Consider the following 16,763-nt stretch of genomic DNA (forward strand, 5'->3'; position numbering starts at 1 on the left):
AAAAAAGCCGTTGTAAACGAAAGGAGCTGACTCTTTTACCGAATCAGCTTTTCCCTTCTTATGGGCACAATTACTGTTTCGATACCTCAATTAACACGGCATCTCCTTGCCCTCCACCACTGCAAATAGCAGCAATACCAAGTCCGCCACCGCGTCGCTTTAATTCATGAATTAATGTCAAAATAATCCTGGCTCCACTAGCTCCAATTGGATGTCCCAATGCAACAGCTCCACCATTCACATTTACCTTTTCTTGGTCAATACCTGCGATTTTTCCACTTGCTAAGGAAACAGCAGCAAATGCTTCATTGATTTCAAATAAGTCAATGTCCTCTTTTTTATGTCCAGTTTTTTCTAAAAGCTTATTAATGACGAGCCCAGGTGTTTGCGGGAAATCCTTTGCTTCAACAGCTACCTCAGCATGTCCCAACACTGTTGCCATAGGTTCTTTCCCTAGCTCTCTTGCTTTCTCATCTGACATCACCACAAAAGCACAAGCACCATCATTCACGCCAGGCGCATTACCCGCAGTTATAGTTCCATTTGGATCAAAAGCAGGCTTTAATTTAGCCAGTTTCTCCACACTTGTATCTTTTCTTGGTGCTTCGTCTGTATCTACTACAATTGGATCGCCTTTGCGCTGAGGAACTTCAAGTGGAACAATTTCTTCGGCAAATTTACCAGTTTCAATCGCTTCTCCAGCACGTTGATGACTCCTGTATGACCATTCATCCTGTGCCTCTCTAGTTAACTCATATTCTTCTGCAGTAGAGTTACCATAGTTGCCCATATGGACGCCTTTAAAAGAACATGTCAATCCATCATGAATCATCATATCTTTAACGGTTTTATCACCCATACGATTTCCCCAACGAGCATCTGGCAGGAAGTAAGGAGCGTTACTCATACTTTCCATTCCTCCAGCAACAATTACTTCTTCATCGCCCAGACGGATTAACTGATCAGCCAATGTTACACTTCGAAGTCCGGAAGCACATACTTTATTTATCGTTTCCGTTTTTACATGCCAAGGAATACCTGCTTCTCTTGCTGCCTGTCTGGAAGGGATCTGTCCCTGTCCTCCCTGTAATACAGTTCCCATAATTACTTCATCTATCTGTTCGCCATCCATTTGAGCTCGTTTCAACGCTTCTTCTATTGCTTTTCCACCAAGCTGTGAAGCTGTGAATGATTTTAAAGAACCGCCAAATTTGCCAAAAGGTGTTCTCGCACCTGAAACAATAACCGTTTTTCTCATACTTACCAGCACCCCTTATTTTATATTTTTGTTAACGCTTTCTTTTTAATGAAATTATAATGATTGAACGCTCGCTCAATCATGCCTCAAAAATTAGAGGGGCATATGGATACCCCTCTATTAGTCTAACATACTCATTTGTTTTTTTCTAAAAATTATACAGAATTTAAATATAGCAGTTTGGTAGATTCATTTTAAGCAGATTTTGTTTCTTCTTCAACAAATACTGATAAAGCAAGGATTTCAGCTACATCCATCGTACTTATATCCTCTTCTACCTCTTTTGCTTTCGTTCCATCACTTAACATTGTTAAACAATATGGACATGCGCTGGAAATCATGGTCGGTTTTACAGCTAGCGCTTGTTCGGTACGGGCTACGTTTATACGGTTTCCAGTAGTTTCTTCTGTCCACATAAGCCCACCACCTGCACCACAGCACATGCCATTTTCCTTACTTCGGGCCATTTCCACTAATTCTAGGCCAGGTATGGATTGCAAAATTTCCCTTGGTGGATCGTAAACACCGTTATATCTTCCTAGATAACAAGAGTCGTGATAGGTCAAACGCTGATTAATTTCACGTTGGGGTTTAAGCTTCCCATTCATCACTAGGTCATAAAGCATTTGAGTATGGTGATAAACCTCTGCTTCAAAACCAAAGTCCGGATACTCGTTTTTGAAAATATTGTACGCATGCGGATCAATAGTTACAATTTTAGTTACACCATTTTTTTCAAATTCCTTTATGTTTTTCTCGGCGATTTCCTGGAATAAAAACTCATTACCAATACGGCGCGCAGTATCTCCAGAGTTAGCTTCTTTATTTCCAAGAATAGCAAAGCTGATACCAGCTTGGTTCATTAGTTTAGCAAAAGCAACAGCAATCTTTTGACTGCGACTGTCATATGCACCCATAGAACTTACCCAGAAAAGATATTCAAATTCCTTATCTTCTTTTTTAAGTTCCTTTACTGTTGGAATATAGGCAGTTTCATCCAATTCACGCCATTTAATCCGATCCTTTTTAGATAATCCCCAAGGGTTACCCTGACGTTCAATGTTCATTACTGCTCGTTGGACATCCTGATCCATTTTTCCTTCTGTCATTACAAGATAACGGCGCATGTCAATAATTGTTCCTACATGTTCATTCATTACGGGACAAGCTTCTTCACAATTACGGCATGTTGTACAACCTGAAAGCTCTTCCTCTGTAATTACATCACCAATTAAACTTCTGCTCTGTACCGTAGCAGCTGCCTCATTTTGCCCGCTTGCCTGATTCCCTTGTGTACCAGCAAACGCATATGTTGGTACCCATGGGGACTTTCCTGTAACCGCGGCACCTTTTTCTGTTAAATGGTCGCGAACCTTTACCATAATGTCCATCGGGGATAACATTTTCCCTGTCCCAGAAGCTGGACAAACATCAGTACATCGACCACATTCCACACAAGCATAAAAATCGATCATCTGAAACTGATCAAAATCTTCTACTTTTCCTACCCCAAAGGAGATTTCTTCTTCGTTCTCCACGTTGTCTTCATCAATATCAAAGTCGATCGTCTTTAATTTACCTGGTACCCGCTTACTTAAAAATACATTAATTGGTGCAGCAATTAAATGTGCGTGCTTCGATTGTGGCACATAAACGAGGAACGTTAGAATTGTAATCGTGTGTACCCACCATGCAATATAAAATACAACCATCGCTGCTGCTGGAGACATCCAACCAAATCCTAAAGCTATTAAACTAGCTACAGGCTCCAACCAAGTGGCTTCATGACCATGCCAGATTTGTGCCATTCCATTTCCAACAAGCACAGAAATCATCAGGGTGCCAATGAAAAGGAGGACAAGTCCTGCTTTAAACCCACGTTTCAAACGCACCAGTTTTTCCATATAACGTCTGTAGAATGCCCAGGCTACTGCAACTAGAATCATTAACGTTACTAGTTCTTGAAAGAAAACAAATCCTGGATAAAAAACACCAAAAGGTAAATGATTTCCTGGTGACAATCCTTTGACAAACATATCAATTGCTCCAAATTGCACAAGGATAAATCCATAGAACATCATGACATGAATTGCTCCTGATTTTTTATCCTTTAAAAGCTTGGATTGCCCGAAAACAATTTTCCCCACACGGCGGAGCCGCTCTTTAAAGTCCCGGTCAAATTCTGATTTCTTTCCCAGCCTAATGTAAGCCACTCGTGTTGCAACAACTCTTCCGAATAAATAGAACCCGTATAAGGTTATTGCCACAAATGCCAGCGTATTGATCAGCAAAAAAGTATTCATTACTCGCTCCCCCTTAAAAATTTAGCTGCCCTTCTATCTTAATAGTATAACTAACAATGATAACGATTGCATTTTTCTGATAAGTAAGACGTTTTTATAGGACACCTACCTATACTATAAATTATGAATGATCATTCAGTCAACTTCTTTTTTGTTTCTAGAAATAATTCTAATTACTTAAACCCAAACAGTTGTAATAATAACAACGGTTAACCCTGTATTTTCTCATGACTCTAAAAAGATTTTCTACTGTAAATGTTAAGATTCAAACGTATTTTGTTCTTTCATAGTTGGAGGGAACTGCACACTAACTAAGAATATAGAGGCTACGTAAATCACCGCTACGGGGAAATATTCCGCTTTCCGCGGGCGGCTGTTGAGCCTCCTCACGCTACGCGTTCCGGGGTCTCACCGAGGCCTCTCCTCCCGCAGGAGTCTCCATATTTCCCCTTCGCTAAGATTTGTTTTTCAAGAGAAAATTAATTACTGGTACGTAATTCACTGATAAAACATATACTTAAAGGGTTAACAACATCAATTGATTGAAATGGAAGATGGCAATCTAAGAACGCCACGTCCTGGGACTGGGGCTGCGCTAACTCGCCCCATCAAAGACCGTTTGCGCTAACTCGTCCCATCGAAAACATTTGTGGCAACGATTGCATGACCAACGTCCTTGAAAAAGAAACCCGCTTTTTCTGCGTGCGATGTTTCACTTAGAAGCTTTCCTTGTCCTGTTAGCCCACGACTCCTGCCGGAATAGCATGAGCTGAAGACCCTGCACGGAGCGTAGCGGAGGAAGCGGCTGAAGCCATGCCGGCGGAAAGCGTTCATCTGCAATGGAAATCAATGGCGATAGGTGATCTTCTAAACGTCTTAAAGTAACCTTTTTGCTAGTGTATTTTTAGAAACCCGCTTAAAGTACTATTAAGTTACTTCGCACTTTATTCATTTTCCAAATATTGAATAACCTCAACATATTTTTTAGGTCAAAAAAGAAATCGCTTTCAAACCGAGGTAAAAATATGCCGGTTTAGAAAGCTAGCTTTTAAACCGGCATATGAACAGATTTGGTTACATCTTTTCTGGTGCAGATACACCAATTAAATCAAGAGCGTTCTGTAATGTAATTCTTACAGCCTTCATTAAAGCAATTCGCGATTGGGTTAATTCTTTATTATCTGCATCCAATACTTTTTCTGCATTGTAGAAGCTATGCAGCAATGTGGCAAGATCATATACATATTGTGTTACTTTGTGAGGTGTCTGTTTTTCCGCAGCATCTGCTACTGTTTGTGGAAATTCACCTAACTTCTTCAATAAATCCATTTCTTTTTCCGCATTCAGCAAGGTTGTGTCAAACTCTCCGTCAACAGCAAACCCTTTCGTTTCCGCTTGTTTCAGCATTGTACAAATACGCGCATGCGCATATTGAACGTAAAAGACTGGATTGTCATTAGATTGAGAGCGTGCTAAATCCATATCAAAATCCAATTGAGAGTCATTGGAACGAGTGACAAAGTAATAACGAACAGCGTCTATACCTACTTCATCCATTAGCTCACGTAAAGCAACTGCTTTCCCCGTACGTTTACTCATACGAAGTTTTTCACCGTTTTCAAACAAGTTTACCATTTGAATAATTTTTACAGCAAACTTATCTGCAGAATAGCCTAACGCTTGGATAGCTGCACGCATTCTCGGAATATAGCCATGGTGGTCAGCACCCCATACGTTAATAATCTTATTGAAGCCACGGTCCAGTTTATTTTTATGGTACGCGATATCCGGAGTTAAGTACGTATAGCTGCCGTCCTGTTTAATAAGGACGCGGTCTTTGTCATCATCAAATGCAGTAGTGCGGAACCAGGTAGCACCGTCTTTTTCATAAATATAATCACCCTGCTGCAGCTTTTCCAATGCTTTCGAAATTTGATCATCATTATAAAGGGAACGCTCAGAGAACCAATTATCGAATTTAACACGAAAGGCCTCCAAATCCTCTTCAATTTTTCCTAATTCGTATTTCAAGCCATATTCTTTAAAGTAAGCAAGCCGTTCCTCTCGATTCGTGTTGGCCCATTTATCACCAACTTCTTCTGCTAACTTTTTACCTATTTCAATAATATCTGCACCATGATAACCGTCTTCAGGCATAGGCGTTTCCTGTCCAAGTGCCTGCAGATAACGTGCCTCAACTGATAAGGCCAGATTATCAATCTGGTTACCCGCATCGTTGATGTAATATTCACGTTCTACATCATAACCAGCAGCCGCGTAAACATTGCAAAGCACATCTCCAAAAGCTGCTCCACGAGCATGCCCTAAGTGCAAATCACCAGTTGGGTTTACAGAAACAAACTCTACTTGGACTTTTTCACCTTTTCCAGCGTTTGTTTGGCCGTATGTACTTTCCGCCTCCAAAATAGTAGGAATAATTGACTCCAAAAAGTCATTTTTCATGAAAAAGTTAATAAACCCTGGTCCTGCTATTTCCACCTTTTCAATGGAGGCTTTTGTTTGATCCAAATGATCTACAATGTCCTGAGCAATTTGCCTTGGTGCTTTTTTAGCTATACGAGCAAGCTGCATTGCAATATTGGATGCAAAGTCTCCATGTGCTTTATCCTTTGGTTTTTCCAAAATGACCGCAGGAAGCTCTTCAGCTGTAGCCAATTTTGCCTGGATCACTGCTGCTGCTATTTCTTGTTTTAACGTTTCTTCCGTTTGAACTAATACGTTCATTGGGATTCCTCCTCTTTAAAACTCAACTTTATTTCCTGATTCCGTTCCTCTTGCCCATTTAGCTTGACTTTATAATCAATCGTTAATGAACCTGACTCCTCATTCGACTGGTAGTGAATAGTTTCTGTATATGTCTCCATATGGATACCACCATGCGGGTGGTAAAACACATTCTCCGTAATCTGACCTTCTCGAAACTGCTGATTCATTTTTACATTTCCTGAACGCTTAATACTCACCTTATTTTGTTGAATCGTAATCAGGTTGTGAATGACAGATTTGTCATCAGATGTTTCCTCATATGTAAGTACATCCAGATTATTTCTCTTATAGTATTTCCCTGTATGTTTTTGTTTATTTGATTCCTTCGCCCCATCTTCTTCAATCATGGTCTGGAGTTCAATGGATACGTTTTTGTGTAGTGCGTTCATGTTAATCCCTCTACTTATATTAATTCATATAATTTACTATTATATCTTTAAATGAATAGGATAATCAATATCTTTCTCGTAAAACTCACTATCTCGTTCATTATCTTTTTAAAATGCTTTATTTTTGTCGTGCTGGTTTCGGTTATAGAAATAGAATAATAAGTAAAAAAATACAGACTACAGAACCTCTTCCATTTGACTAACGGTTCTACTGCAAATGTTGGGGTACAACCGTATTTTGTTCATTCATAGTTAGAGTAAAATGCGAACTACTGAAAATTTTAGCCCCTTGTAGAAGCGGATAACCCTATTGATTTCCGCTGAAGGGGGCCGCTTTCCACCGGCATGGCTTCAGCCGCTTCCTCCGCTACGCTTCGTGCAGGGTCTTCAGCTCATGCTATTCCGGTAGGAGTCGCCCCCTTCCGCTCCAATCAATTTGTATCAGCTTTAAAATTCCAAATGCGGAATGGTCCTTCCACCTGTCTTTTAAGATGTTAAGCGAGCTTTTCTCACCTAATGCTAAAGTCATTTATTGCTAAAAAAGTAAAACTAAGTGGAGGAAAATACGGGACTTCTGGGGGAGATGAGGCATAGGTGAGACCCCGGAATCCGTTATAGGGTTGGAAGGCTAAATTCGCGACGTCCTGGGGCTGGGACTGCGATTACTCGTCCCATCAAAGACCGTTTGCGCATACTCGCCCCATCGAAACCCATTGTCTCAACACCTTCATGACCAACATCGTGTTGGCCCGAGGCTCATCAGCCGCCCCCGAAAAGCGAAGTGTTTTCCGTAGCGGTGGTGTAACCAGATTCATTATTTCAGAAAGCTTTCCAACAAGAAAGTTAATTTTCATATCCTAACCAAGTTAGTTCGTAGTTTATATATTTTCCGAATCATTGAGTAACCCTAGATGCGTATTAGAGTCAAAACAAAAACGCACTCCTGTTTCAAAACAGAAGCGCGCTTTCATTATTTCACCCAGCCCAATAAAATTTCCCGGATGAATTTGCTAGCTGCAATGGCGGTTTTTTCAGAATGGTCGTATACTGGAGCCACTTCCACAAGATCGGCGCCGATTACCTGGATATCAGATTCCGCAATCAGTTGAATAGCTTCCAATAATTCTGTGGAGCTAATTCCCCCTGCCTCTGCTGTACCGGTTCCAGGAGCGAAAGCCGGATCAAGTACATCGATGTCAATCGTTACGTAGACCTTTCTTCCTTGTAATTCCGGCAGCATTCTTTTTAATGGTTCTGCCACTTGAAATTTCGACATGTGCATGCCACTTTCCTTGGCGAATTGAAATTCTTCACGCATACCAGAACGGATACCAAAGGAATATACATTGTCTGCTCCAATTAAATCACATATTTTACGTACTGGTGTAGAATGGGAAAGCGTCTCACCTTCATATTCCTCACGTAAATCAGCATGTGCATCAATATGAATCAGCGCCATATCCGGATGTTTCTCATACATTACTTGAATCACTGGCCATGTTACCAGATGCTCACCGCCGAGTCCGATTGGAAACTTTCCCTGTGCAAGCAGCTTGCCAATATATTCACGAATCATATGAAGACTTCTTTCCGCATTACCGAATGGCAACGGAATATCACCTGCATCAAAAAAGGCGACTTCCTCCAAATGCTTGTCCATATAAGGACTATATTCCTCCAAACCAATCGAGGCCTCACGAATTCTTCCCGGACCAAATCTGGAACCCGGGCGGAAGCTCACTGTCCAATCCATCGGCATTCCATAAATAACCGCTTTTGCTTTTTCAAAGTCATTTCCTGACATGATAAACACCTTGCCGGAATACGCTTCATCAAATCGCATATTGCTTCCCCCTTTATTCTGTCAATTCTTTCACAAATCTTGGAAGGGCAAATGATGCAAAATGAATTTCTGGCGTGTAATACTTTGTATCAACTTCATGAAAACGTTCTTGCTTCACTTTCAACGGATCATGAATTTTACTCCCAATAGTAAACGTCCATAAACCACTTGGATATGTTGGTATATTTGCTGTATACAATCGAGTTACCGGAAATATTTCTTTCACATCATGAAAAACCTGATGAATCAAATCTGCTTTAAACCATGGATTATCTGTCTGGGCTACAAAAATCCCATCATCTTTTAAAGCTTTATGAATTCCTGCATAAAAACCTTGGGTAAACAGGTTTACTGCTGGTCCAACTGGTTCAGTGGAATCCACCAATATGACATCAAATGCTTTTTCACTGTTGGCTATAAACATAAAACCATCATCCACTTTTACTTCCACGCGTTCATCGTCTAAAGATCCGGCAATGGTTGGTAAATATTTTTTTGAATAGTGAATGACTTCCCCATCAATATCCACAAGCGTCGCTTTTTGGACAGATGGATGCCTTAGTACCTCACGAATAACACCACCATCTCCCCCGCCAACTACAAGTACATGCTTGGGACTTGGATGGGTAAACAAGGGTACATGTGCAACCATTTCATGATATACAAACTCATCCTTTTCTGTTGTCATAACCATATCATCTAATAAAAGCATATTTCCCCATTCAACTGTCTCTACCATTTTCAAGTCTTGATAGTCAGTTTGAAGTGCGGCTAAAGTTTTGTTTACCTTTGCAGTAATGCCAAAGTTTGCTGTCTGTTTTTCCGTAAACCACATACTCAATATAAACACTCCTCTTGGTGTTGTTACCTATAAAATAAATTGCACACAAAAACGAAGAAGCTCTCCTTTGTTTCCGTTATGAAACTTAATAGAGCAACATTTTATGCTTTTTTTTATAAAAAGACAAGCACTTTTTGTTTATATCTTTATATCTTTTCCCATAATGGTACTAATGCACACATATTGGAGCCATTATAATGAGAAAAAAGTTTAAAAGATTAAAATGGATATTTGGGGTCTTGGTCGGATCTTTTTTTGCGATTGGCTGCCTAATTGGCGGTGTTTATTTGGTGAGCTATATAATGGGACCGCCGCCCTTATCAAATCAGCAAAATACTGTCTATTACAGCAATGATGGAGAGATTATTGGTGAAGAAAGCGGAAGTGAAAGCCGCCACTGGGTAGAATTAAAGGCAATTTCCCCTTTTCTTATTGATGCCACCCTGCAAATAGAAGATCAGCATTACTATGAACATCATGGTTTTGATTACAAGCGAATTATGGGTGCCATTATCAAAGATATAAAAAGTCTATCTCTTAAGGAAGGTGCAAGTACACTTACCCAGCAATACGCAAGAAATTTATACTTGACCCATGAAAAGACGTGGTTAAGAAAAATAAAGGAAGCTTTTTACACGGTAAGATTGGAAATGTTTTATTCCAAAGATGAAATTCTCGAAGGCTACTTAAATACTATTTATTATGGCCATGGTGCTTACGGAATTGAGTCCGCAAGTAATTACTATTTTGAAACCGCGGCAAGCGAATTAACATTAGCACAAGCGGCTATGCTAGCAGGCATACCAAAAGGGCCAACCTATTATTCGCCATTAAATGATATAGAGCGCGCAACAAAAAGACAGCAGCATATTTTAGCGGTCATGCGGAACGAACAAGTAATTACAGAGAGTGAATACAAAGAAGCAATAGAAGAAGAACTGACATACATTGCCCAAAATGAAAATGAAGAGGTAATTGGCGCACACTTTAAAGATACCGTACTACAAGAAGCTGCTGAAATATTGAATTTAGATGTGGAAGCAATTCGTTCTGGTGGCTTTGAAATCCATACAACATTAAATAGAGATTACCAGCAGCAATTAGAGAAGCAGATTAATCAAACCGTACGCTCTTCCAGTGAAGTAGAAGTAGGTGTACTAGCAATTGAGCCAAATACTGGAGGAATACTGGCAATGTCCGGCGGAAGAAATTATGCAGAGAGTCCGTACAACCGTACAACACAGGCGAAACGAATGCCTGGGTCTGCATTTAAACCTTTCTTGTATTATGCTGCGCTTGAAAAAGGATTTACTCCGACAACAGAATTGATGAGTGAGCCAACTGTTTTTCATTTGGAAAACGGAGAGGAGTATAAACCAAGCAATTATAATGGTTATTATGCCAATAAACCAATCACATTGGCACAAGCCCTCGCATTATCGGATAATGTATATGCTGTCCGAACACACTTATTCTTGGGAGTTGATGAACTCGTTGATACAGCAAGGAAGTTTGGCTTCAAAAGTCCACTTCCCGCCGTACCATCTCTTGCACTTGGAACAGCCACTGTTTCTGTTAAGGAAATGGTTGCAGGCTATGCCATGCTTGCAAATGGAGGCTATGAGATGTCTCCACATACGATTAAAAAAATTGATAATGCAAACGGAAAAACTGTATTTGAAAGAGAAGAAACCCTTGGAAAACAAAAATTAGATGAAAAGAAGGTTTCCGTGTTAAATCATTTAATGACTGGCATGTTCGACAGCCAATTGGATGGTTATATGTCAGTAACTGGGTCTACGATAAGTAATCGATTGACACGCATCTATGCAGGCAAATCCGGAACAACAAATTCGGACAGCTGGATGATTGGGTATAGTCCGTCATTGGTAACTGGGGTATGGGTGGGGTATGATGACAACCGTCCTATGGAAGCAGTTGCCGAAAAGTCTTATGCTAAGTCTATTTGGAGCCAATTTATGGAGACAGCACATAAGGGTTTGCCTAACGAAGCCTTTGATATGCCTGCAGGAGTTGTTGGTGTCCCTGTAGATCCGTCGACTGGGCAACGAGCTACTGCTTATTGTGACACAAGCCGTGTGATGTATTTTGAAAAAGGTACCGAACCACAGATTCATTGTACAGATCATGTTTATGAGGATAATGGGGCACAGGATGAGGAAGGGATATTAGAAAAATTATTCGACCTCTTCCGCTGATTATTTTTGAACAAAACGAGTTAATATGATTTTCTAATCTCGCTACGGGAAAATATTACGCTTTCCACGGGCGGCCTGCGAGCTTCGGGCCAACAGGACAAGGGAAGCTTCTATGAGAAACATCGCACGATGAAAAAGTGTACTTCTTTTTCGAGGATGTTGGTCATGAAGGCGTTGCGACAATGGGCTTTGGTGGGACGAGTTTACGCAGTCCCAGGACGTCGCGCCTTTAGCCTTCCAACCTTTGTATGAATGTGGGGTCTCGCTTTTCCCGCTGGAGTCTTCATATTTCTCCTTCGCTAAAGACTGCATTTTAACTCTCTAAAAATGAAAATCAATGAGTTCACCCACTTTCTTAAAATGAGATAAACTACAACCAAGTTATTTTACAGTTTAGCCATTTTGCGAATGATTGGATAACTCCCATATATATTAATACTATTTTCAAGCATAAAAAGAAGCCGACATAAGTAAGGTCCGTCTTACTTCCTGTCGGCTTCTTTTTTGTCCTAGTAATACATGAGTAGCCCATGTACACATATTTTACAAATTTATAGCGCAAAGTACAAGATATTAGAAGAATGTTCATGATTAAGTCACAAAATGTTCACTTTTCCAATTTCACTCCGACAATGCGTCTTTTAATTCGTTTGTAGAATTACTCCACATCTCGCCATTAAAATCGACAAGGAAATCCTTTAGAAGCTTTTTAGAGTGCTCATCCATATGCTCTACAACTATTTTACCTTTTAGTGATTTCTCCATATGTGTTACATGCTGTGCCATGGATTTATATGCACGCTTGTTCGGGCGATCCACACGTAATTCACTGCCTGCCACACCAGCATAATACGGACCTTTTTCCCCACGCTCCACATTCACCCAGACAATCCAGTATAACCTTCCATTAGGAACGTCTTCTCTGTTGGGCATATATTTAACACGGCGCTCTATATCACTTCTTGCATGCATAGCACCCATATCTACATAAGCATTGTTTTCTTCCGGGTCTATAATTACAGGTGACATATTTTCCAAGCTAATTGTCCCTGCACCATAACCACCATGGCCATCTGTAGAATCATCTTTAATAATGGTAAAAGCATTTGTCTTTTTTTGATTGGAAGATTGATCCGAACTCATCTCAATGCCCTCCTTATATTTCTATTGTTTTCCATTGTAGCATAAGTATATACCTATATTCATATATCTCGCTTAATGCTTCAGTTTATGAATAAATTCGTTCGCTTCCTGAATTTCTTGTTCGCTGTATTTTTGTTTTGGTTTTACTGTATGTACTTTATCGACGACCTGCTCAGCTGGCAAATAATCAAAGTAAAGCATGGTAGAAACAAGTTCAAGAAACCGTGAACTTCTCCCTTGTAGTAATCCCACTTGCTCACTAAAATCTGGCATATCCATGCGGAATTGATTCAGAAACCCTTTTCCATCATCAGTAATGGCATAGTTGTACTGATAATAGTTACTCTTTTCTTCCTTCACTTCCTCAATAAAGCCGAGGTTACATAGTTCCTCTACGCGCAATGTCAGTTCTTCAGAGTATGGCCCATAAAAGTGAAACTGGTATTTCTCTTCAAAAGGCACTTCACATTTTTGAAGTATGTATATCATCTTTTGAAGTTTCTTCCGACCGGTTACTTCCTTAGCAACAGAAAAAAACTGCATTAGCTTTGCATGATTACTTAGCATTTTCTACCTCTCCTTGACCGTATAAAATATCCTTAATCCGCGTTTTAATGTGCTCGTCCTTTAGCTTTTCCAACATATCCTTAGGAAAATATAACTTGTGGTCTGTCCGCTTTTTTCCTGAAATTGCTTCAACTATATCTGAATGCCTGGACAACTCTTTTAAGCTACCATCAGGCATTAGTAGATGGATAGGAAGTCGTTCTTCCTCTTCTCCAGGCCGATAAAAGTCATAGGGTAAATCAGACGAAGAATCGACCACGAGGTAATATTCCGGGTCAATACCTGCTTTTTGGAACAAACGGTATAACTCCATCCAATCATTCATTTGCAGATTGGGATTGAATTCAATGTATTTAAAGAGACGACGATTTAAGAACCGCTCACAAAGATCTTGTAATATTTCATCATCCTCTTCCTGCCATAGTTGGAAATAATACGACACAATACCCTCATCCAGCCTTAAATATTCCTGCAAATCTACCTTCCCCTTGAAAAAAGAGATAAAGTGAGTTGGTTCCAATTTAAATGTAAAATCCTCTGTTTCAAATAAAAATTTAGCCCGATGAAGTATTTTTGACAATATTACCTCTGCACTTCTCGTAACAGGGTGAAAGTATACCTGCCAATACATTTGATAGCGGCTCATAATATAATCTTCTACTGCATGCATCCCAGTTGATTTAATAACAACTTGATCCTCCATCGGCCGCATTACTCGCAAAATGCGTTCCATATCGAAGTGTCCATAGCTGACACCTGTAAAATAGGCATCTCTTTGCAAATAATCCATCCGATCCGCATCAATTTGACTGGATATTAAACTGACAACCAGCTTATCTTCATACGTTTTAGCAATGACATCTGCAACCGCTTGATCAAACCCCGGTTCCACTGATTTTAAAATACGGTTAACATGGGTATCACCCAGGATGATTGCCTGAGTATACTGTTCATGATCCAATTTAAATACTTTTTCAAAGGAATGGGAAAACGGACCATGTCCTAGATCATGTAATAATGCAGCACATAAGCAGAGTAATCGTTTTTCATTATTCCAATAAGGACGTTCCTGAAAATTATATATAATTCTCCTAACAATTTCATAAACGCCAAGAGAATGGTTAAAACGACTGTGCTCTGCTCCGTGGAATGTATAATTAGAAGTCCCCAGCTGTTTGATCCGGCGTAATCTTTGAAATTCGGGTGTAGCTATAAGATCCCATATGACACGGTCCTTGACATGTACATACCTATGCACCGGATCTTTAAAAACCTTTTCTTCAATTAATTGTTCCTCTTTATAACACATGACTTCCCATCCGTTTCTTTTCGACTATTTCTTTTTATTATATAATAGTTGGAGAAACTAAAAAAGAGATAACAAGTATTCAGAGTAGGAGAACATTATGAAAAACTGGAAAGACATTATTCGACATACAACATTTCGTTATATAGACCATTCTGTTAATAGAAAATATACTTCTAATGCAATGACATCCTTTGCTATAGACGATGCATTAGCCATTTCGGTTAGTAATGAAGCATCCCCGCCCGCAGTACGCTTGTGGGTCCACCCAAACACGATTGTCTTAGGCATTCCGGATGCCAAACTTCCCCATATTGAGGAAGGCGTTATGTATTTGACCAGTGAAAACTATAATGTCGTTGTTCGGAATTCCGGGGGACTCGCTGTAGCCTTGGACGAGGGGGTACTCAATATTTCTCTCGTTCTTCCTAATGTAAAACATATCTCCATATATGATTGTTATGAGGCGATGGTTAGTTTTGTTCAGTATATGCTGCGCGATTTAACAGAGGAAATTAAGGCATATGAAATAGAGGACTCCTATTGTCCAGGAGATTATGATCTAAGCATTAATGGCAAAAAGTTTGCGGGAATTTCTCAGCGACGGGTTAAAGATGGTGCTGCTATTCAAATTTACTTGGATGTGGAAGGTGACAATCACAAGCGGGCTTCTATGATTAAAAAATTTTACGAAATTAGTAAGCGTGGAGAGCAAACAAATTTCAATTTTCCAGAGGTAAACCCCAATGTAATGGGTTCATTATCTGATCTGTTAGGAATAAAAATTTCCGTTGACGATATGAAACGACGAGTCTATCACGCACTCCGTGACTTTACAGAGGAAATGACTGAAAATGATTTAACGACAGAAGAAATATCGACCTTCAACAAACGATATACGTTAATGAAAAAGCGTAATGAAGTCATCACAGAAATTTTAGAAAGAAAATAAAGCCGTGGAGCGGCCTCCTTAAATTATTGGAGGCATCCTACGGCCTTATTTGTTTTCTTCGCATTGTGGAGGGGCATCAATAAAAAACAATGCAGATAAATTGCTTAAGTAATTATTTTATTCAGCCTGGGCTGCCGTAATCAATGCAAGCTTATACACATCGTCAACACTACAGCCTCTGGATAAATCATTCACTGGTTTATTTAAGCCTTGTAAAATAGGACCAACTGCTTCAAATTCACCTAACCGTTGAGCAATCTTGTACCCTATATTGCCCGCTTCCAAGCTAGGAAAGATAAATACATTTGCATCTCCCTGTACTACAGAATCAGGAGCCTTTTTCTCAGCAACACTTGGGACAAAGGCAGCATCAAACTGAAATTCCCCGTCAATAATGAGATCAGGATTTTTCTCTTTGGCTATTTCAAGTGCTTCCTCTACTTTTTCCGTCTCCGGTGACTTTGCAGACCCTTTTGTAGAAAAACTAAGCATTGCCACGCGAGGATCTACATCAAAAAGTTTTCCTGTAACAGCACTTTCCACTGCAATTTCCGCTAAGTCTTGGCTATCTGGAGAAATATTGATAGCACAGTCAGCAAAAACGTATTTTTCTTCTCCCCGAACCATAATAAACACTCCGGATGTTTTCTTAATACCTTCCTTCGTCTTAATAATCTGCAAGGCCGGGCGTACAGTATCTGCTGTTGAATGTGCTGCCCCACTAACCAGACCATCTGCCTGATTCATATACACAAGCATCGTCCCGAAGTAGTTCTCATCCTGTAATATTTTGTGAGCTTCCTCTTTTGTTACCTTTCCTTTTCGTCGTTCCACGAAAGTTTCAACCATTACATCCATCTCCGCAAATTCTGCAGGATCCATTAGTTTGCATGAAGATACGTTTACGCCGTATTCTTCTGCTTTATGGCGAATATCCGTTTTATTACCAATTAGAATTGGTGTTATAATTCCTGCTGCTCCTAACTGGCTGGCAGCCTTTAAGATCCGTTCGTCTTGCCCTTCCGGAAATACGAGTGATTTATTTTGTCCGGTAATTTTTTCTTCCAACTGATCAAATAACTGGCTCATGGGTTCATCCCTCCATCGATTTTTATACCTAAATTGTAGACTAAGAACACATCTTTTTAAAGTCGA

12 protein-coding genes are annotated in these 16,763 nt (G+C 39.9%); 2 read left to right on the plus strand and 10 right to left on the minus strand.

The annotated features are described in order from the left end of the window. Positions 1–70 precede the first annotated feature (70 nt). The 6 genes from BME96_RS17140 to speE form a co-directional block, all read right to left on the minus strand. The gene (locus tag BME96_RS17140; protein WP_019378240.1) at positions 71–1,258 is read right to left on the minus strand and encodes an acetyl-CoA C-acetyltransferase; all 1,188 of its coding nucleotides are present in this window, start codon (positions 1,256–1,258) and stop codon (positions 71–73) included. A gap of 194 nt (positions 1,259–1,452) precedes the next feature. Then, positions 1,453–3,561 carry a (Fe-S)-binding protein gene (locus tag BME96_RS17145; protein ID WP_071649738.1) on the minus strand — a complete coding sequence of 703 codons (2,109 nt, stop codon included), beginning with the start codon at positions 3,559–3,561 and terminating at the stop codon, positions 1,453–1,455. A gap of 1,074 nt (positions 3,562–4,635) precedes the next feature. Next, the gene (argS, locus tag BME96_RS17150; RefSeq protein WP_019378242.1) at positions 4,636–6,306 is read right to left on the minus strand and encodes an arginine--tRNA ligase; all 1,671 of its coding nucleotides are present in this window, start codon (positions 6,304–6,306) and stop codon (positions 4,636–4,638) included. Then, entirely contained in the window at positions 6,303–6,737 is a 435-nt protein-coding gene (locus BME96_RS17155; RefSeq protein WP_040956579.1) for a YwiB family protein, read from the minus strand. Before BME96_RS17155 ends, argS begins: the two co-directional genes overlap by 4 nt. A 970-nt stretch (positions 6,738–7,707) precedes the next feature. After that, positions 7,708–8,580: an agmatinase gene (gene speB, locus BME96_RS17160; RefSeq protein WP_071649739.1), complete on the minus strand. Its 873-nt coding sequence runs from the start codon at positions 8,578–8,580 to the stop codon at positions 7,708–7,710. Positions 8,581–8,593: 13 nt separating this feature from the next. Beyond that, complete coding sequence (speE, locus tag BME96_RS17165; protein WP_071649740.1) at positions 8,594–9,421, minus strand: spermidine synthase; 828 nt, start codon at positions 9,419–9,421, stop codon at positions 8,594–8,596. A 197-nt stretch (positions 9,422–9,618) separates the two neighbouring features. Between speE and BME96_RS17170 the strand changes: the two genes are divergently transcribed. Further along, positions 9,619–11,640, plus strand: coding sequence for a transglycosylase domain-containing protein (locus BME96_RS17170; protein ID WP_071649741.1), 2,022 nt, complete (start codon positions 9,619–9,621; stop codon positions 11,638–11,640). Between the two features lie 621 nt (positions 11,641–12,261). Here BME96_RS17170 and BME96_RS17175 read toward each other — a convergent pair. From BME96_RS17175 to BME96_RS17185, 3 genes are all read right to left on the minus strand, one after another. After that, positions 12,262–12,783, minus strand: a complete 522-nt coding sequence (locus tag BME96_RS17175) for a YwhD family protein (RefSeq protein WP_019378250.1) — start codon at positions 12,781–12,783, stop codon at positions 12,262–12,264. Positions 12,784–12,855: 72 nt separating this feature from the next. Next, positions 12,856–13,350 carry a YwgA family protein gene (locus tag BME96_RS17180; protein WP_060681199.1) on the minus strand — a complete coding sequence of 165 codons (495 nt, stop codon included), beginning with the start codon at positions 13,348–13,350 and terminating at the stop codon, positions 12,856–12,858. Beyond that, on the minus strand, positions 13,340–14,659 hold the full coding sequence (locus BME96_RS17185; protein WP_019378252.1) for an HD domain-containing protein: 1,320 nt from the start codon (positions 14,657–14,659) through the stop codon (positions 13,340–13,342). Before BME96_RS17185 ends, BME96_RS17180 begins: the two co-directional genes overlap by 11 nt. A 97-nt stretch (positions 14,660–14,756) precedes the next feature. Between BME96_RS17185 and BME96_RS17190 the strand changes: the two genes are divergently transcribed. Beyond that, positions 14,757–15,608 carry a lipoate--protein ligase family protein gene (locus tag BME96_RS17190; protein WP_071649742.1) on the plus strand — a complete coding sequence of 284 codons (852 nt, stop codon included), beginning with the start codon at positions 14,757–14,759 and terminating at the stop codon, positions 15,606–15,608. 117 nt (positions 15,609–15,725) lie between these two features. Here the strand turns inward: BME96_RS17190 and pta are convergent, their stop codons facing one another. After that, positions 15,726–16,697: a phosphate acetyltransferase gene (gene pta / locus BME96_RS17195; protein WP_071649743.1), complete on the minus strand. Its 972-nt coding sequence runs from the start codon at positions 16,695–16,697 to the stop codon at positions 15,726–15,728. Positions 16,698–16,763: the final 66 nt, after the last annotated feature.

The sequence above is a fragment of the Virgibacillus halodenitrificans genome (assembly GCF_001878675.1).
In the GTDB taxonomy this organism is placed as follows: domain Bacteria; phylum Bacillota; class Bacilli; order Bacillales; family Amphibacillaceae; genus Virgibacillus_Q; species Virgibacillus_Q halodenitrificans.

What these genes read in the sequence shown, in the direction of transcription:
- BME96_RS17170 (WP_071649741.1), top strand. Translation starts at nt 9,619, where the DNA reads ATGAGAAAAAAGTTTAAAAGATTAAAATGGATATTTGGGGTCTTGGTC.
- speB (WP_071649739.1), bottom strand. Translation starts at nt 8,580, where the DNA reads ATGCGATTTGATGAAGCGTATTCCGGCAAGGTGTTTATCATGTCAGGA.
- BME96_RS17175 (WP_019378250.1), bottom strand. Translation starts at nt 12,783, where the DNA reads ATGAGTTCGGATCAATCTTCCAATCAAAAAAAGACAAATGCTTTTACC.
- argS (WP_019378242.1), bottom strand. Translation starts at nt 6,306, where the DNA reads ATGAACGTATTAGTTCAAACGGAAGAAACGTTAAAACAAGAAATAGCA.
- BME96_RS17155 (WP_040956579.1), bottom strand. Translation starts at nt 6,737, where the DNA reads ATGAACGCACTACACAAAAACGTATCCATTGAACTCCAGACCATGATT.
- BME96_RS17185 (WP_019378252.1), bottom strand. Translation starts at nt 14,659, where the DNA reads ATGTGTTATAAAGAGGAACAATTAATTGAAGAAAAGGTTTTTAAAGAT.
- BME96_RS17190 (WP_071649742.1), top strand. Translation starts at nt 14,757, where the DNA reads ATGAAAAACTGGAAAGACATTATTCGACATACAACATTTCGTTATATA.
- BME96_RS17145 (WP_071649738.1), bottom strand. Translation starts at nt 3,561, where the DNA reads ATGAATACTTTTTTGCTGATCAATACGCTGGCATTTGTGGCAATAACC.
- BME96_RS17140 (WP_019378240.1), bottom strand. Translation starts at nt 1,258, where the DNA reads ATGAGAAAAACGGTTATTGTTTCAGGTGCGAGAACACCTTTTGGCAAA.
- BME96_RS17180 (WP_060681199.1), bottom strand. Translation starts at nt 13,350, where the DNA reads ATGCTAAGTAATCATGCAAAGCTAATGCAGTTTTTTTCTGTTGCTAAG.
- pta (WP_071649743.1), bottom strand. Translation starts at nt 16,697, where the DNA reads ATGAGCCAGTTATTTGATCAGTTGGAAGAAAAAATTACCGGACAAAAT.